At 44.4% G+C, this 18,855-nt stretch carries 15 protein-coding genes; 1 reads left to right on the plus strand and 14 read right to left on the minus strand.

The window, feature by feature from the left end; all coding sequences use genetic code 11:
* Positions 1–2: 2 nt before the first annotated feature.
* From rfbG to ACBP55_RS21395, 7 genes are read right to left on the minus strand one after another with little or no spacing between them, the layout of a single operon-like run.
* Positions 3–1,079, minus strand: coding sequence for a CDP-glucose 4,6-dehydratase (gene rfbG / locus ACBP55_RS21365; protein ID WP_464644805.1), 1,077 nt, complete (start codon positions 1,077–1,079; stop codon positions 3–5).
* Between the two features lie 32 nt (positions 1,080–1,111).
* Positions 1,112–1,885 carry a glucose-1-phosphate cytidylyltransferase gene (gene rfbF, locus ACBP55_RS21370; RefSeq protein WP_464644807.1) on the minus strand — a complete coding sequence of 258 codons (774 nt, stop codon included), beginning with the start codon at positions 1,883–1,885 and terminating at the stop codon, positions 1,112–1,114.
* Positions 1,882–3,207, minus strand: coding sequence for a lipopolysaccharide biosynthesis protein RfbH (gene rfbH / locus ACBP55_RS21375; RefSeq protein WP_464644809.1), 1,326 nt, complete (start codon positions 3,205–3,207; stop codon positions 1,882–1,884). The genes rfbF and rfbH overlap by 4 nt, the downstream gene beginning before the upstream one ends.
* 13 nt (positions 3,208–3,220) lie before the next feature.
* Positions 3,221–4,273 (minus strand): mannose-1-phosphate guanylyltransferase, encoded by a 1,053-nt coding sequence (locus tag ACBP55_RS21380; RefSeq protein WP_464644811.1) that lies wholly within the window; start codon positions 4,271–4,273, stop codon positions 3,221–3,223.
* Between the two features lie 57 nt (positions 4,274–4,330).
* Complete coding sequence (locus ACBP55_RS21385) at positions 4,331–5,614, minus strand: thiamine pyrophosphate-binding protein (protein WP_464644812.1); 1,284 nt, start codon at positions 5,612–5,614, stop codon at positions 4,331–4,333.
* Positions 5,571–6,089: a thiamine pyrophosphate-binding protein gene (locus ACBP55_RS21390; protein ID WP_464644813.1), complete on the minus strand. Its 519-nt coding sequence runs from the start codon at positions 6,087–6,089 to the stop codon at positions 5,571–5,573. The genes ACBP55_RS21385 and ACBP55_RS21390 overlap by 44 nt, the downstream gene beginning before the upstream one ends.
* 21 nt (positions 6,090–6,110) lie before the next feature.
* Positions 6,111–7,043, minus strand: a complete 933-nt coding sequence (locus tag ACBP55_RS21395; protein WP_464644815.1) for an NAD-dependent epimerase/dehydratase family protein — start codon at positions 7,041–7,043, stop codon at positions 6,111–6,113.
* 191 nt (positions 7,044–7,234) lie between these two features.
* Between ACBP55_RS21395 and ACBP55_RS21400 the strand changes: the two genes are divergently transcribed.
* A complete protein-coding gene (locus tag ACBP55_RS21400) occupies positions 7,235–7,969 on the plus strand; it encodes a DUF6385 domain-containing protein (protein WP_464644817.1) in 735 nt (244 codons plus the stop codon).
* 95 nt (positions 7,970–8,064) lie between these two features.
* On the opposite strand, the gene ACBP55_RS21405 is transcribed toward ACBP55_RS21400, so the two are convergent.
* The 7 genes from ACBP55_RS21405 to ACBP55_RS21435 form a co-directional block, all read right to left on the minus strand.
* On the minus strand, positions 8,065–8,331 hold the full coding sequence (locus ACBP55_RS21405) for a glycosyltransferase family protein (RefSeq protein ID WP_464653372.1): 267 nt from the start codon (positions 8,329–8,331) through the stop codon (positions 8,065–8,067).
* A 10-nt stretch (positions 8,332–8,341) separates the two neighbouring features.
* Positions 8,342–9,013 (minus strand): glycosyltransferase family protein, encoded by a 672-nt coding sequence (locus ACBP55_RS21410; RefSeq protein ID WP_464644818.1) that lies wholly within the window; start codon positions 9,011–9,013, stop codon positions 8,342–8,344.
* Positions 9,014–9,208: 195 nt separating this feature from the next.
* Complete coding sequence (locus ACBP55_RS21415; RefSeq protein ID WP_464644819.1) at positions 9,209–10,537, minus strand: glycosyltransferase family 2 protein; 1,329 nt, start codon at positions 10,535–10,537, stop codon at positions 9,209–9,211.
* 26 nt (positions 10,538–10,563) lie between these two features.
* Positions 10,564–13,692 (minus strand): glycosyltransferase, encoded by a 3,129-nt coding sequence (locus ACBP55_RS21420; RefSeq protein WP_464644821.1) that lies wholly within the window; start codon positions 13,690–13,692, stop codon positions 10,564–10,566.
* Complete coding sequence (locus tag ACBP55_RS21425) at positions 13,679–15,286, minus strand: tetratricopeptide repeat-containing glycosyltransferase family 2 protein (protein WP_464644822.1); 1,608 nt, start codon at positions 15,284–15,286, stop codon at positions 13,679–13,681. The genes ACBP55_RS21420 and ACBP55_RS21425 overlap by 14 nt, the downstream gene beginning before the upstream one ends.
* Positions 15,279–16,871 (minus strand): tetratricopeptide repeat-containing glycosyltransferase family 2 protein, encoded by a 1,593-nt coding sequence (locus ACBP55_RS21430; protein WP_464644824.1) that lies wholly within the window; start codon positions 16,869–16,871, stop codon positions 15,279–15,281. The genes ACBP55_RS21425 and ACBP55_RS21430 overlap by 8 nt, the downstream gene beginning before the upstream one ends.
* A complete protein-coding gene (locus tag ACBP55_RS21435) occupies positions 16,868–18,817 on the minus strand; it encodes a tetratricopeptide repeat-containing glycosyltransferase (RefSeq protein ID WP_464644826.1) in 1,950 nt (649 codons plus the stop codon). The genes ACBP55_RS21430 and ACBP55_RS21435 overlap by 4 nt, the downstream gene beginning before the upstream one ends.
* Between the last annotated feature and the right edge of the window lie 38 nt (positions 18,818–18,855).

Here is an 18,855-nt window from a genome sequence, read left to right on the forward strand (position 1 = left end):
GTTTACTCCCCCATATAGGCATGGATTTGCTTGATAGAAGTTTTGACCATATCCTCATTGTTCATCCAACTTTGAGTCCATTCTACCACTTTATCCAACGTCTCGCTGATATTCCACTGAGGCTTCCAACCTAAGCGCAGCTTGGCTTTCGAGCAGTCCAGCCGCAGCATATGTGCTTCATGCAGATGGTCCGCAGGGAGCTCAGTTTGATACGTTGCTTCAGCGCCCCATTTGGCGCAAAGCATTTCAACCACCTGTTCAACCGAGTAAACTTCTGCTTCATCAGGGCCGAAATTCCACGCTTCAGCATACGTTTTCCCAACTGTAACGAGCTTTTCCCCAAGCAGCAAGTATCCGCCTAACGGTTCCAAAACATGCTGCCACGGGCGTATGAACGAGGGATTCCGAATGTTTATCGATTCGCCTTTGATCATAGCTGCCATGCAGTCAGGAATCAGACGGTCTTCCGCCCAGTCCCCTCCGCCGATGACATTTCCCGCCCTTGCGGATGCTACTGCCACCCCTTTTTCCCCAGCAAAAAAAGATGCTCGATAAGCTGCCGTTAACAGTTCGGAGCATGCTTTACTATTAGAATACGGGTCTCGACCGCCAAGATCATCATTTTCTCGATAAGCCCAATCCCATTCTTTATTGTCATAGCATTTGTCAGTAGTAACATTAATCACTGCCTTTATTGAACATCCTTCAGCAATGGCGCAGCGAACAGCTTCCAATAAATGAAGAGTACCAAGGACGTTGATTTCATAGGTTTCGAGGGGATTTACGTACGATTTCCTGACAATCGGCTGAGCAGCCATGTGAATAACAATGTCCGGTTGAGCAGATCGCACAGCAAAACATATGGCATCAAGGTTTCGAATATCGTTATAAGTTACACCAGCAAGCCGGCTCTCTACTTGACAGACTTCGTAAAAACTTGGATTTGTTGGCGGTTTAGTAGCATACCCATAAACTTCAGCGCCCAAGTGAGCAAGCCACAACGTTAACCATGCTCCCTTGAAACCCGTATGACCTGTGACAATTACTTTTTTGCCCTTCCAGAATGCCGTGTTCACCATGTCCCAATCCCCTTAGTCTCTAGGCATCTAAATTATTCCCACATTTTCCATGGAGCTTTCCCAGATTTCCATATGTCCTCTAGTATATTTTTATCCCGCATTGTATCCATAGGATGCCAAAATCCTGAATGCTTAAAAGCCATCATTTGTTCATCCTTTACCAATTTTTCCAATGGCTCTTTTTCCAGTACCGTATAATCCCCTTCCAAATAGTTGAAAATTTCCGGCTCCATGACAAAAAAACCGCCGCTGATCCATGAACCGTCTCCCCTTGGTTTCTCCCTGAACCCTTTAACGCGGTTATCTTGCGAAAGATTTAATGATCCAAATCGGCCGAGCGGTTGTGTCGCCGTCACCGTTGCTAATTTACCATGCTCACGATGAAAGCGGAGCAGTTCGGAAATATCAATATCGGCCACGCCGTCACCATAAGTAAGCATGAACGTTTCATTCCCGATATAGGGTTGAATCCGCTTGACTCTTCCCCCCGTCATCGTTTCCTTCCCTGTATGAACCAACGTAACTTTCCAGGGCTCAATGGCGTTATTATGAATAATTCGCTGATTTTGCTTCAAATCGAAAGTAATATCGGAATGATTGAATACATAGTGGTTGAAATATTCGACAATGCTCCGTCCCATATAACCCAGACAAATAATAAAGTCATTGAACCCATATGCGGAATACATTTTCATAATGTGCCATAGAATGGGCTGGGATCCGATTTCCACCATTGGCTTCGGCTTAATCTGTGTCTCTTCACTAATCCGCGTACCGAGTCCCCCTGCTAATATGACCACTTTCATCCAGACTTCTCCCTTTCGAACGCCTGATAAAAAATCTCGATAACATACTTCAGCATTTCTTCGGTTAAACCTGGGTATATGCCAATCCAAAACGTATCATGCATGATGCGATCCGTATTCGTCAGTTCGCCAACGATACGGTAATTCACATGCTGGTAAGCAGGTTGATGCAGAAGATTTCCTGCAAAAAGCAGGCGTGTCGCGATGCGGTGCGATTCCAAAAAAGCAACCAATTGATTTCTCGTTAGCGGAGATTCTGGCCGTACTGTAATCGGAAAGCCGAACCAACTCGGTTCACTGTTAGGCGTCGGTTCCAGCAGCATCAGCACATCCTGCAGAAGCTCTAGTCCCTCTCGCAAATAGTGAAAGTTGTGTTTGCGCTGCTGAATAAAAAGAGGAAGCTTCTTTAATTGCGCTACACCAATTGCAGCCTGCATATCGGTCAGCTTTAAATTGTAGCCAATATGGCTATACGTATATTTATGATCATAACCGTGCGGGAGTTCTCCCAGTTTCCAATCAAACCTTTTGCCGCAAGTGTTGTCTTTCCCGGGTTCACACCAGCAATCCCGTCCCCAATCCCGAAACGACTCGACTAGCTTTCTAAGCAGCGGATTTGAGGTGAGCACAGCTCCCCCCTCTCCCATCGTAATATGGTGAGCTGGATAGAAGCTGACCGTTGCCAAATCTCCGAAGGAACCCGCCGGTTTCCCGCGATATTCCGAGCCTACGGCATCACAGGTATCCTCAATGAGCCATAAATGATATTTACGCGCAATGCGCACGACCTCATCCAGATCAAAGGGGTTACCTAATGTGTGGGCAATCATAATTGCCTTAGTGCGACTACTCACTGCCGACTCTAGAAGAGCTGTATCTATATTGTAAGTCGTCATGTTTACGTCCAAAAAAACAGGAACCAGCCCGTTTTGCAGGATTGGATTCACTGTGGTCGGGAAACCTGCCGCTACCGCAATCACTTCATCTCCGGGTTTAAGCTGTCTATTCCCTAATTGCGGAGAAGTGAGGGAGGAAAGCGCAAGCAGGTTCGCACTCGATCCAGAATTTGTTAAAACAGCATAGCGAGTCCCCATAAAGCGAGCAAATTCAGCCTCAAATCGGTGGGCATACCGCCCTGATGTCAGATCAAAGTCAAGCGATGAATCAAGCAGATGAACGAGTTCATCATCGTCAAAGACCTTTCCAGAGACTGGAACATGATCTTGGTTCGGTCGGAACTCCCTTTTGACCCAAGTAAGGTTGTAGTATTGCCTAGTTAACTCCAAAATTTGATCCCTCAGCTCTTTAGCCGATTGCGCCATAAGGAGATCTCCTTCATTCATGTTGTTTAAAATGCTCCAGCATGCTCTTTATTTCCTGCTCGTTGTCCTTATGACAAACAAGAACAGCATCATCCGTAACGACAATAATGAGCTGCTCCACCCCTATCGTTCCAACAAATGTCCGTTCACTATATATGGTGCATTCCTTTGTTTGCAGCAGCTTGTGATCGCCTACGATTACGTTTGACTGTTCGTCGCGAGGTATCCATCTATCCAGCGCTGACCAACTCCCTAGGTCATCCCATTGAAACTTGACCGGGATTAAATAAGTAACAGGAAGCTTTTCTAGAATCCCGTAATCAATTGAAATACTTGGAAGTTCCTTGTATATCTGTTGTTTTACCTTTTCCAAATGAATGGTACTCTGCTCTGTCCTACTTACCGCTTTGATTGCTGTTAAGCCTTGAGCGAGCTGCGGCAAATGTGCGGCAATGAGTGATTCGATATAGGAGGCTCGCCAGGCCATAATCCCGCTGTTCCAATAATATTGGGGCTTGCTTACCCAGTTTTGTGCTGTAATCACATCGGGCTTTTCGGTGAATTCTTCTACTTGGAAAATATCTTCGAGGGTGTTTTCGCGTATTTTAATATATCCATAAGCCGTTTCCGGTCTTGTTGGTTTAATGCCTAGCGTCACGACGCACGCTTCCTTCCGAGCCTGAAAATAAGCTTTATTCACGGCTTCACGGAATTCATCGTCACCTTCGATATAATGGTCAGCTGGCATTGTAATGAGAACGGGATCTTGATTATGACGAAGAAAATGAGTGCCAGCAAGCCCTATGCACGCAGCGGTATTTCTGGCTTCCGGTTCAAGGATTAGCTGCTCTGGCGGAAGATTGGACTGATCTTTGACGAATGTCGCATATTGATCTAAAGTCACAACATAAATATCTTTGGTCGGCAAAAAAGCCGTTAATCGGTCCAATGTTCGTTGGAACATCGATTTACCGCCAAGAAATGGCATGAATTGCTTAGGCAAATCTGATCTGCTTTTGGGCCAAAGTCGAATACCGTTTCCTCCCGCTAAAACAACTGCTTTCAACACGAGCTCCACCCCTTCGTGCTTTCGTTGGAAGTCTACTCATCGTAATAATTATCTTCAATCCTCTATCAGATCGATCAGCATCTCCTTTTGCAGCACATCGCGATCTAATTGCGGCGACATATCCTCAATCGGTTTATTAACTACAAGCTTGGGTTGAACAACGGAATGAGGATCCAAAGGAATATGGACGAGTACCGGACCTTTGTAAGCAAGAGCTTTCCTAATCATTTCTTCAGCGTGATCCAGATTGGGGATTTGGTACGTTCGAATGCCATAGGCCTTGGCAATTTTAATAAGATCAGGACAACTGTATCCGATGAGAGAAGATTGCTGCCTGCCTTGGAAATAAACGTCTTGAAATTGTCGCACCATTCCCAGGTTGTAATTATTCATGACGAATATTTTAATCGGAAGCTTGTGATTTTTAATCGTTTCCAATTCCTGAATGTTGACCTGTATGCCCCCATCTCCCGCTATGACGATTGTCTGCTGACCAGGATTGGCTTTCGCAGCACCAATGGCAGCAGGCAAAGCGAATCCCATGGCCCCCATACCGCCTGCATTCAATAACCGCTGTCCTTGCTTGATTTGAAACGATTGGTTCGCCCACATTTGATGCTGACCGACATCCAGACAGATGATCTGGTTCGGCCCACAGTGTTTGGACAGCACCTGCATGAATTGGTTCGGGTCCATAAATCGGCTATCTATACTCGGAGAAGATGAAGGATATCGGTCGCGATACCCTTTGATGATGTCATACCATTTGGATAAATCTAATGTCGCGAAATCTGGAGCCAACTCGTTCAATCTATGAAGGAAATGCCTCACATTTCCATGAAGCGCAATATCCGCCCGCACTTTCGCATTCAGTTCACTCTTATCGATATCGACGTGAATGATTTTCGCCGCCCGGGCAAAGGTATCGGGTCTGCTTCCCGTTTGTCTCGTATCCAATCTAGAGCCCAATACGAACAGCAGATCACAATTGGCAAGCGCCAAATTGCTATAACGGTTGCCATAAGAGCCAATTAACCCGAAGAAGGTGGGGTTATCATGTGAAATAGCATCAAGCCCCATGAGCGATGATACGACTGGAATTCCCGTATTCTTGACAAAATTGAGTAATTCCCCCTGAGCACCTGCTGTTCGAACGCCCCCACCGACAAGAATAAGCGGTCGTTCGGCTTTTTGGAGGAGTAAGATGATCTCTTCAAATGTTTGATCTTTCCACTCCTGCATGCCGCCCGGCTCACTGATCTCATTACTGGAAAAGCCTTCAAGCTCTTCCGGTTCAATCTCCGCTCTTTGAATATTCATCGGAATATCGAGCAGCACCGGCGGGTCTCCCTGACTGCGCTAGGTATAACGCCTTCTCTAAGTGATAACGTATCATAGTCGGATCTACGACTAGCTCCGCATATTTCGTTATAGGCTTAACAATGCTTACAATATCCGTTTCCTGAAAACCAATCTGACGAAGAGGCTTATCGAACTTATACTCGTAGGTATTGACTTGACCCGTAATAAATAAAGTAGGAACCGAATCAAAATAGCAAGAACCGATACCGGTGATTAAATTCAAAGCTCCTGGCCCGCTCGTTGCCATGGCTACACCCAGTTTGCCATTCGTTCTGGCATATCCCTCTGCGGCAAAGGCTGCTGCTTGTTCATGATGGACAGAGACGCAATGAATATCCGTTCTATCGTAGGTTGAATCTAGTAGGTGTGTAATCGCTCCACCAACCATTTCGAATACATGTGAAACGCCCCGTCGGACAATAAAATCAATGACATAATCCGAAAGCTTCATTTTATGCGTACCACCTTTAGCTCAAGGATCGTCGCGGATCTGCTGCTCAAACCATTTCACGGTATCTGAAATTCCATCATAGACAGAGGTGGTAGGCAGCCACAGTAATTCATGCTTGGCTTTGTTGATATTGGCAGTCCATGTGGTTGATTCATGTAAAGGCGTATGCGCATCTGCCCATATTGGATCCACAGTGGTCCCTATGATTTCACGAATGTAAGCAACGATCTCTTTAACCGATGTTTGTTTGCCCATTCCTATGTTATAAATCTCTCCTGGCGTTATGGAACTTTGAATGACCAATTTATAAGCTTTCATTACATCCTCGATATGAATATAGTCCCGAACCGAGGTTGGCGAGGTAATGATCGGCCTTTCTTTTCTCAGTAAGGATGTGATGACATAAGACATCATTCTTGCCGGATCATCCCACGGTCCGAAAGGAGAGAACAAGCGTAAGATCACGATCGGAAGGTTCTTTCGAAGTGCTTGCGCCCTACAGTATAAGGCTGCTGCCGCTTTGGATACCCCATAATCACTTACTGGTTCGAGGACATCTGTTTCCATCATTGGTTGCTGCTTCATCCCATATTCCGAAGAACTGCCTGTATGGATAAAAGTTTGAAAGCCCGTTATTTCACATGCACGGAGTAAGTTCATAGTACCCAATAAATTGGTATGGATGATTGAATCCGCATGATTTTGAAATGAAAAACCGCCGTAAGTTGCACAATGGCCAACCACATTCGGCTTTATACGAAGTACAGCCTGCTCTACGTCAGAGAAACAGCATAAGTCTACGCGATGTTCCGTCACCAAACCGTCCAAATGCCGAATCCTCCATCTGTTCGATTGATTCCGGGTGAAAATATGCACCTCATAACCCATGGCAAGCAAGGTCTTGGCCAGATGATAACCAACAAAACCTGTTGCACCTGTGACTAACGCTCTCATTAAGACTTCCTCACATTCGGGCCAATATGGTGCATTTTATTCAACTCTTTATTGTCCTGTACCGTTTTTCGCCCAATAAAGCAAGATAATGGGTTTTCGCATAATCAATCTCTCCATTCACCTACATACAATGCAATAAGTTTATGAAGGCGGTGAGATAAGGTTTGAATGAACCTGCCATTCGGAAGAAAATGAAAAAAATAGCCTATATCCCATTTACAAATAAAGGTAAGACGCGGTTTATGAAGAAAATAAGGGTAGATACCATGATGATACGTAATACGCTGCGGACTAACCATTCCTTAGCTAGGTCTTTCAATGGCAGCGTCATTCATTTATCGGAAGAAAGTAAGCATGTCGAGACAAAAGTTAAAACTTCAATCAGTAAGTCAGTAACAAAATGCCCGATTAAACGAAAAAAACATGGCTCAACAAAAAAAAAGCTGCACTGTCCTCCCAGAAAGAGAAAACACTGCAAAAAACATACAAAACATAAACATCGCAAGAAAAAATCAACAAAATGCCATAAAATTAAAGCCATTCCGGTGAAGACGCTTGAATTCATTGAGCAGAGTTTTAAAGGACTAACGGTAGGTAATGAATTTCTTTATCTGCCACCACAGGATACCTCTCTCTCAACGAATATCATGTACATGATCCAGAATCTAAGTCAGGATGCAACTTTGGACATACAGGTTGAAGTCAGCCCTGACGAAATCAATTACTATTTGGATACATCCGGCATTAAAATCAAGCCTAACAGCAACTATGTCACCACACCGACGCGTTTCGCCAAATTTACTAGGGTGTCTTTCAAAACGATAGAGAAGGACAAACAAGCACATGTAGACGTCTATTACCAAACGCAAACTCAACCCAAAATTTCGCAGCACAAAAACTGTAAAAAAGCGAAGAAATCTCGCTAATTCTAGGCGGTTCACTTGGAAACCCGATACAATTCTGTGAACCACCTAGTAGTGCCTCAGGAGTCTATCAAGTAATCGAGATTTCTTCCTTCTCTTTATTCTACAAGTCCCATTCTCTGAAAAATATTTACAAATCTTTGCTTATACGAATGTTCATCCACTGCCCGTTTGTGTCCTGCGGCGGCAATACGCTCTCTTTCCTCTTCATGCAGCAAGTAATATCGAATCTTCTCTATCAATTCCTTCACATCGCTGTATGTTTCTATTTCTTTGCCAAATTCGTAGTAGGAAGCAAGCTCCGGGTTATAACCGCTCATCAAGAACCCTCCGCACCCCGTAACCTCGAAATCCCGTGCTTTAATTTGTAAGAGGTCAGCGGAGGAAACACCGGCTTAAATTGAGATTAATCTTAGATTGATTAAAGATCTTTACCATCTCTTCTAGAGAAACTCTCCCCGTAGACCAACCGCTTCCCCACACATGAACCCCAATTCCCGCATCAACCAATTGCTGCAATATTTCGACACGATTGCCGTGAGGCATCCCAACAAAGGAAACATCATAAATTTTCTCGCTAGTTAATTTGCGATGAATGGCCGGATTGAAGCCCCATTGAGAATGTATGACATTCGTATAACCAATCTGGTGATACTGCGGAACAGCCTCAGCATACGTAGTGACCATCCAATTAAAATGCGGAGCCCAAGAGCTCGTGTAAGCGAAGCGCCAATGATCGTCAGCACATAAATTGAAAGTAACGGTATCTGTTCGATGACTAATTTCATCCATAACCATCGGATCCAATTGATTTTCAGAAAGAATCGTAAAGAGCGCGTCCGGCTTTTCCTTGTGAACCAGTTCGAGCAGCATGGCGTTCATTTTATCTTTTCCAAATTCATGCAAAAGCACGTCATAATGAAAAGGGACAAGTCGGTGTCCCATCCGGTGCAGTTGGTCATAAAGAACCATTTCCAAACTATATCCTCTTGCCGGATCCCCGTAATCGTATAGCATATTGGCAAATACAATGTTTAATGGTTTCAAGCACATCACATCCCTTAAAATGGATAGCTCACCTTCGCTTTGCTTACCTTTTTTTATGCAAAAAAGCCATATCCGCCAGAAGTATCTTGTTATCGCAATCATAACGATGATATGCTGCAAAGTCGTCCGCCTTTCTCAATTGCGTAAAGAAAAATCACGCATTCGGTATGCTCAATAAAATAATCGTGCCAGCCATTAGATGAGCTCCGCTAAAGGGAGGAAATGCTCGCCCTCAACTAGTCCAGATCGAATCAAAGCATACCTATGATTTCTCATGTTGACATCGGAGGCGAGAATGGCAAAAGTATCTGAGAAATCTATTTGGAGATCCGTCGTGACCGGAATTCCCCTGAAGGAATCGGCGCCGTGAACTTGCTGTTCGGTCTGAACAACCCGAGAAACATACGGTTTTAATTCTGGAAAAGCGTCCAGCAAACACCCCGCGAATCTCCCATCTCCCAAAACGTGAAGTTGTTTGTTGGATTCTTTCAATTTTGCTTCAAGCTTGTAAAGCTGGTACCGAAAAGCTATCCCATTACGGTATAGATGAACATAGGATCTGCTTTTGTTCTGCGAGCACATATAAGTAGTTATTTCAGCAGGGGGTTTCCGAAGTGTCAGAAGATCCAGTAATCTAGATAGTACCTTTTCACGTTCTTCTCCTTCATAATCGTGCAGTTGCGGATCCATTTTCAGTAAATCAAGTATTCCTTGCTGGGCAATTTGGTAAGCTTGCTTCTCTATGGCTTCTTTCACTCTTGCCATGACAGCCATATGCAAGTAATTGCTCAGCACATTTTTCAATTCCGTTGATAGTTCAGAGAAATAGGGCAGCTTTTCGAGTGCCTTAAACCGCATAAACTCCCATCCATTCATTTGAGACGCGATTGTTGTTTCGCTCTCTACGTGCAGGGAATGATTGACGAGAGGCTCGGCAATTGCAAAAGTGTCAAAATGATACACGGTCTTCATCACAAAATCGACATCGCAAATATGCGAATCAATGAGCAGACCTGTATAAGGCAAAATCTCCTTTTTGATCATCCATTCGCTGGGAAGCCCGAAGCTGTGAATGTTCATGCACTCTCTGGCGGTGCTAATGCCTTTGGCACGCAGCAAGTCGAACGGCTGAGTCAAGAATTTCTCAGAATTAAAAGTGAAGCAGCAGGTGATCATTCCCGCGTCTGGATGGCTAATTGCCGCATCGTAAAAGCGTTGCAAGGCCTCTGTTGTAAGGAGAAGATCATCCGAGTGGAGAAATTTAATATAGGCCCCTCTTGCCTCGAGCAGGCAGCGATTATGATTGGCCGCAGCTCCGATGTTCCACTTATTCACCAGAAAGCGGATCCGATCGTCCTGAAAGGAGGCAACGACCTCTTCGGTCTCATCGGTGGAATGATTATCCACGATAACGAGCTCAAAGTCCTGAAAACTTTGTTCAAGAACACTTCGGATACAATCTGCAAGCCGATCCGCCCTGTTGTAAGTGGGGATGCAAACGGACATGAAAGGTGCCTTCAACATAACTTATCCCCCACTTCTCTGTTTTGTTAAAGTCTATTCAACTTTTCTTGCAGCTTCTTCGAATCCGTATGACATTGAATTCCAGTCTGCAGGGCTTCTTTCGCGAACTCAAGGGCCATTTCGTACCGAGTTCTCCAGTTTCGTATCAGCTGCTCAGAAGCTTGGGTAAATCCAGGTTTACCCTCTAACGCTAATGTAAAATATCTCGTAGACTGTTCCCAGTTCCCCGCAGCACGGTGTGTTAACCCTAATCCGTAATAGGCATGATAAGTAGCCACACCTTCAAAACTGCTGTATAGATAGGGGGCTGGCCCCATAGCCACGCATGTTTCAAAGTGGTCGGCGGCTTGCCTCCACTTCCCTTGTTCGAGAGCACAAATCGCGTATACGTAATGCAGATCCGTGAATTTTGGAAAAAGGGCAATCCCAACATTCAGCGTTTGTTCGCAAGCTTCGTACTCTTTTAATGTCAAATAACAATGCGACAGCTTATTTAAGCTGTCCGCATATTGGGGGTGATCCGGAGCCCACCCAAACAGAGAAGTTTGAAAATGAATGGCTGCCTCTCGAAACCTATCTTGAAGCATATATTCAACGCCTAAATAATATCGAAATAGAGGTAATTCCTGCTGCTCTAATTGCTTTTGAATGAGTGCCATATTTCTAACGGATTTTTGCTTCTTCTCGATGATTTCCGTTTTATAGCCATCATGATGAATCATAATTTCAGCCGTCTCAATACGTTTGCCCAGTTCCCAGAAGCGTTGCAGTGGAATATGCTCATGAATGGTCCCTTCAAAACGATATTCAGGCCTATTTCTAAACAACGTAAGCCTACGATCAATAATGGTATGCGTATCGTCAATGCTGCTCCTGATCGTAAGAAAATAACCGTCAATATCAGGGTTTTGAATCAACTGCCGCAGCCCGTCACAAGCGTCTGGCTCCAGCCATTCGTCCGCATCCAATACTAGAATCCATTTCGATGTTGCTAATTCTAGGGCTGTGTTCCGCGCAAGGGAGAAATCGCCCTGCCATGCGGTTTGGGCAATCTTAGCCCCATATTGTTCCGCTATCACAACGGATTCATCTTCCGAGCCCGTATCGACAATAATGATTTCGTGGGCCAAGCCAGTTATGCTTTGTAATACGATGGGTAGGCACTCGGCTTCATTTTTAACGATCATACAGAGGCTTAGTGTTTCTTGATTCTTTTGCGGAATTGTCAAATAACGATCCATCTCGCTAATTTCCTGATAATAATGGTATGAAATTCGCGATGAACTCAGCATGGCCTGGATATGCCCAGGGGATTTGTGCAAAATGTCCTGATATCCTTTCCATGCTTGACCATTTCTGCCTAAGGAATGAGCAATTTCCGCTTTGAGAAGAGCTGCTTCCAGACTCGGATTTCCCCGATCATCTCCTAAATTCAGCCATCGTTCAGCTTCTGCTGCATTCCCTTCTTTTACAAGTAATTTGGCAAAGAGAATCAGCTTTTCTTCATGCTGCCATTGCTTCGGAATAAAGGTATATAGCTTTGATATCCACTCGAATTTTCTTAGATGAACAAATATTTCCACTAAACTAAGTAGAGCCTCTTCCTCCTTGACGGATAAGATCCATTCACCAGCATCATCAAAGTCCGATTTCCCTACTAAAACGCGGCTTACTTTCGTGCATATATCAATTTCGTAGGGGGCAAATCGATTGGCTTGACGAAGGGTTTCCAAGATGTTTTGCGATTCTGCATAATCGCCACACAACCAGTAATAGATACATTTAAAGAATGACGCCCTTATATATTTCTGACTCTGTTCGGGGATCTGATTGAACATGTCGTAAGCTTTCTGTTCTTCATTACTAAAAAACAAGCACTGTGCCTTTAAGATATGCAGATTTTCAGGTAAGGACGGGTTAAGCTGTTCATATTGTTGTAGAAAAACTAGGGCCAATCCGAAAGCTCCCGCGCTAGAAAAAGCTTCAGCAAAGTACTGGTTGGCAATGGGAATATTCAGGTCAAACTGTCTTCTCAAAATGGCTAGAATCTCTTCATTCGTTTTGGACTTAACCAATTCTATAGCGATAGCATGAACGGCCGGAACATACGACGTATTGCATTGCAGGGCATCGAAATAAGCTTCTAGCGCTTGCTCACTCTCCCCAATCTCAGCATACAGGTAGCCGATTCGATAATAGGCAGTGTAGGACCCGCTTCCGCACATCGAGCTGTATGTCACAGGCGCTTCGCCCTGATCAATGCAGGCACGGTAAGCCTGAATCGCCTCTATGATTTCCCCTTCCTGCTCTAGCGTCTCCGCGCGAAGAAAGTAAAGATCCGTGTAATCGGGATACAGCTTCAACGCTTCCTCAATTTCTTTGTAGACGCGCTCATACTGACCCAATTCTTGGATGGCGATCATCTTTTTCTTCAACATTTCCGAAGAAGGTTCAATCCCCATTTCCAAATAGAGCTGCTCCGAACGCTCAAATGTCTCTACCGCCAAGTCGTAATCACCCGCACGCAAATGCTCCGTACCGAGATAAAAATAAGTAAGCGCTGAAGGATTTTGTGCCAATTCTTCTTCCAAAAGCGAACGGTTTCGCGAAATTTTCTTCTTCCCTTCAACCTCAGTGTTCAAATAGCCGTAGTGCTGCATGCGAATATCACAATAATTAATTCTCGCGCCATCCAAATGTAAGGTTTCATGAATCTTTCCAATAAAACGGAATTGGGTCTCATTCTTCACCAGCCGAGGCTGCAGCATGCGAACATAAAGTCCGCCGCCTTCTCCAAAATAACTGAGTGTATCGAAAAAGAAACAATCGGTTTCGGTTTCATCCATCAGCTCCCTAACCAGATGCCGGTCTTCTGGATGAAGCTCATCATCCGCATCCATCAATAGGAGCCAATCGCCAGTTGCGTGTTCGATCGCCACATTTTTGGCCAAACTGAAATCATCCTGCCAAGGGAAATGAAATACTTTGGCCCCCAAAGATTCCGCTATTTCTACCGTAGCGTCGACAGAGCCGGTATCTACCACGATCATTTCATCCATAATATCCTTCACGCTATGAAGAGCACGCCCAATGTTCAATTGCTCATCTCTGGCAATCATCACCATACTTAGACGCCGCTTCTCATTGCCCGACATATTGAATGGCCTCCTCTATTTTCGCAAGCTCAAGAGACAGGGACTTAACATCAGGAAAACGCCTTACACCTTCCGAAAGGATATCCTTCGAATCTTCAAGGAACAAGAGCGAAAGCTTGGAAAATACGGCTTCATCCGGCTTCAATTGCAAAAGAACTTCCTTTGCTTTTTCATGCTCATTTTGGTATTTAAAGCAAGCGTAAAGATGAAGATTTGCTTCGACATAATAAGGACTTGCAACAGGGATACCGCTTAACAGCTCGATAGCTTCAGGATAGGCGCCACGTTTGCGATAACAACCTCCGAGCAAATACCGGAACTGGTAATTGGGGTCATGATGGATAACCATCTCTGCCATATATTTTTCAGCTGCTTCATACTTTCTAAGGCTCAATAAGATATCTGCAATCACTGGGTATTTCTCTTTGTTAGACTGAGGCATGATCGTTTCCAAATAGCCACCAATCCATGTGGCTGATTGTCGACTTAACTGCATGGCGGCTATTTCGTAGAGAGGCAAAGAACGCGAGGGAAATAATTGATACGATTGTTCATAAGCTGCAATGGATTTCTCCTCTTGCCCCATAGTTCGATAAGCAAGACCAAGCGCATAATAGGATTTATACCCACCGATTCCTTTACTTACCACATAATTCAGTCCAACCGGATCACCCATGGCAATGCATGCAGAAAAGTCGGAAACCGCTTTGGAATGATCTCCCCGTTGATGATGTATAACGCCTCGAAGGTAAACGAGGTCGGTATAATCGGGGTATAACCTAATTCCATCCTCTACAACCGTCATCGCCTGTTCCCACAGTCCCAATTCCATCAATACAGTTGTATAAGCTTGAACACAGCGCGATGCCCATGGCAGCTTGGGATCCAGCATTTTCATCGCTTCGGCGAACTGGACGACAGCCTGATCCCTTTCATTCTGACGCCGGTACTCAACCCCCATGTAGAAACGGAGATAGCCGTTGTCAGGTTCACGTTTTATCGCCTCTAGGGTTATCTCCCGATTTCTTTTCCCTTTATTCTTCGCATCGGAAATTTCCTTCAAGTACCCGTAATGCTTAATACGAACATCAGCCGATTTAATAACAGTATTCGGATTCCTTCTGTAAATGGAAGGTATCACCTGCTCGTGAATCAATCCCTCATAGACATACTCAGGTCGGTTTCGGAACAAACGGATGAATGTAGATACTTCTTCCTCCACAACATTCTGATCGTTTAACAGACTGATGATCGGGAGAATATACCCCTCCGCTCTCGGATCAGCCATTAATTTACGCATTTTTCCTTTATCTTCTGCCATCAGTTCTTCATCGCCATCTAAACGAAAGATCCATTCTCCCTTAGCTTCCCTAAGGGCCCTATTAATAGGCTTGGAGAAATTCTGTTCCCATGGCTCTTGAATGACGATAGCTCCTGCTTGCTCAGCAATCTGAATTGTAGAGTCGGTTGAGCCTGTATCGACTATGATGATCTCATCCACCAATTCCTTAACGCTCTCCAAACACCTAGGCAATAAAAGCTCTTCATTCCTAACCACCATGCATAATGTCAATTTAGGCTTTTTCTTAGCCATGGGTGATCACCTCACGCAACTGTCGATGCAGCTCAGCTAACTTCTTATTGTTATTTTTCTTAACCCCTTCTTCTACTCGTAGAGCAGCTTCTTGCATAAAACACAGAGCCAGTTCACGATATAAAGCTGCATCGCCATGTCTTCGCAATAGCTTGATTACCGAAGTTTCATCCCCCAGGAACCAATACGCTGCTGAGCGCATGACCAGAGAGCGTCGGAAAAAGATACTGTCTTCCGGTACGTCTGCCATCCGCTGAATAGACTCCTTATAGTTGCCAAGAGCAATCAAATAACTTCCTGCAATGATTAAGGCTTCCCACCGGGTTGGATCTAAAACCAATATACGATCTACATAGTAAAGTGCAGCATCCAATCGGTTCAACTCCATGAAAATTTGATTCAGGAATTGTAACCCTTCTATCGTTTCTGGAGAAACCCATTGTTCAAATAGCTGCTGCACATCCCGTACATTCCCACTTTTTAAAAGCAATGCTCCCAATCGTACATAGGATTCTTTTCTGCTGGAACTGGACTCAATCGATTTTCTATATTGTTCTATTGCTTTCGTCTCATTATTTTTGATCTCATAAGTTCGACCTAGGGCAAAATGCAGCTCGCTTGGTTCAATTTCAGGGCTAAGACCGTTCGAACGGTTATGCTCATCTACTTCCAAGCATTGCATGTAGGAACCGACTGCCCGATCCAGTTTGCCAACTTTCTCAAATATTCTCGCCTGCAAATAATACAGCTCAGCACTCCCTCTATATAGAAGAATACCTTGAACCAACACTTGAAGCGCCTTGCTTGTTTGTCCGTCAGCTTCCAAAGCTACAACCAGCAGCTTATACATTCGCGGCCCCCACATGGCCTTGGGATCGCTTAGTTCTGTTGCGATGCGCAGATGTTTAATTGCTTCCTTTATGCCTGCGGAATCCGGATTTTCTTGTCCAAGGTATGCTTGGGCCACACAAAACTGTAGAAAACCGTCATCCGGCCTTTTGCTTAATTCCGCTAATGTCATCTCTAAATTTCGAGCCGATTTATTTTTCTTTTTCATGATTTCGCTTGTATAACCAACGTGTGATATACGAATGCCGGTACGATGAAATTGAGCCTGTGGATTAGCAGTCAAGATCGATGAACCGATTTGTTCATGAAAGCTGCCTACGAAATAATGGTCAGGGTGATTGCGAAACAATCGCAATGCATAGTCTCTCTCCACGCTTTGCGACAGCTTGCTTTCGATCGTCAATAAGTAACCGGAAGCAGCCGTGTCCGTAAGCAGTGTTCTTATCAATCCCCTATCTTCCGGATGAATTTCTTCATCGGCATCGAGAAACAATATCCACTCGCCACGAGCTCTTTCCAAGGATACATTTCGTGCTCTAGAGAAATCTTGATCCCATCGGTATGGGTAAACTCTTGCCCCCATTGATTTGGCAATCTCTACGGTCCGATCCGAAGATCCCGTATCGATCACAATCATTTCATCAACGATTCCTACTACACTTCGGAGACAGCGAGGGAGCAATTCTTCCTCATCCTTGACGATCATACATAAACTAAGTAGTACACTCTCCTTCATCCAAGCTGCAGCTCCTTTGCCGCTTGATAGCAACGCTTCAGTGATTCATCCAGCGGATAATCCCGCATTCCCATACTTGCAATTGTCAACGACCATTCCCGCAGAATGTCAACATACTGGAGGTATCTTTTCGGTGACGTTATCGTATCGCCTAAATAGAGACTTAGCCATTGTGCAGCTTCGTAATCCTTTTGTTGCTTCTTTTTGGATTGCAAAAAAAGAAGTCCCATTTTCTCATGCTCCGGATCATGCTCAAGGACTTTGAAAGCAAACTGGTCTACATAGCTGTACAGTCCGTGCTCATAGAACAGTTCACCTAATGCGGTGTACATATAGCGTTTATTTTCAAATAGCGGCAAAAGAACTTCGATATGATTAACCCGTTTTAATGTAAGCAAACAATGGATGATCGTTTTAAATTCCTCTTCGATTTTGATAAAATCTTGCTCTCCTAGCTCCAAATCAGCAGCTCGTTCCCCCGCTAAACAAGCATGGATCGCTTCATACATAGCAGCGTAAGGTGATCCTGCGCAAGACGGCTGACTTTGAAAGAGTGCAAGATATTCCTTTGCTTTGTGCCAATCCGATAAAACCCAGTATGTCAGCCACGTTCGCAATAATGCTGGAACATAGAGTGGGCTCATTTCTGGAATTTTCGCAAAAGACGAGATCGCCTCCTTCGTTTTGCCCATCATCAGCAAACTGCTCGCAATCACCATCAGCGCGTCATCCCTTAGCTCTAGCGATGATCGCCATGCATTCTCCGCCGCATCTTTTGCTTCCTTATATAAGTGTTCTGCATAACAAATATTAGCGCGCAGCAACTGCTGTTTTCCGCCTTGCTCGTTTATTTTTTGATCCAGCAATTCAAGTAATTGCGGTTCACCGTCCCTGGCATTCACGAGTCGTGCGCTCGCATAGAGTGGAGCTGTGAAGTTCCGATTCAACTCATAACTTTTTTCATAGTGCAAGATAGCTTGATCCTGATGTCCTTCTGCCTCACTGATTAATCCAAGCACATGCCATGCTTTGCTTTGAATTGCATCTGGATCGTATATATAGTCTGATAAAGTCACGGATTGAAGGCATTGATGCAGTACTTCTTCTGCGGCATCAAATTCCTCAAGAACAAATAATAAATGGCCTTTAATTAGATATTGGCTGACATTCTGGGGATGTTTCTTCAAACCATCGTTGATGCAATCCAACGCTTCTTTGATCTGTCCATGTTCTTCTAATGCTTTTGATATCCATGGATAGAGCAAACCATCATATCTTCGAGGCAAGCATGCTTCCCTACTAAATTCTTCCCAAAGACGCTTCGCTTCCGTCAATAAGCCGCAGTTAGCCAACTTCACGGACAGATGAAATCTCTCCATGGGATCGGCTAGCCAATAATTTTCGTCGAATCCTTGCATAATAGCTGATTCTCTTGACTGACCTTCCAGCACGCATGGTTGAATGATAGGCGTAGAGACTAGTTTGGCTTTATTCTCCAGATCAAGCGGCAAGCTGCAAACGTATTGGCCTTGGTATCGATAGCCTGCCCGATTTCTAAACATTCTTGTTTCAAAAGGAACGGAATAGTTTACCCCAGATTGAGCCTTCATTGAGAAGTAAAAACCTTCTTCCTCAAAGCGATTAGCTAACATCTGCAGCATGTAAATGTCTTGCTCAGCGAGCATTTCCGCTGCATCCAGCCGCAAAATCCATAGTCCTTGCGCTTGATCCAGCCCTTTATTTAAGGCTTCCGATTTGGATAGATTCTCTATATCCATCCATGTAATTCCCCGCTGATCAGTCTCTTTCTCCAAATATTTATAAGGTAGCGATGAGAGGACAATGATTTCATCCACAACCGCTTCGCATTGCTTTATGAGTAAAGGAAAGGTTTCCATTGCGCATGGATCGTCTATAAAAACGACGGCAGAAATTTGTTTTATCATGATTTCAGCAGCCTCCATTCCTTCCTAACCTATCTATA

Source organism: Paenibacillus sp. WG02 (assembly GCF_055396115.1).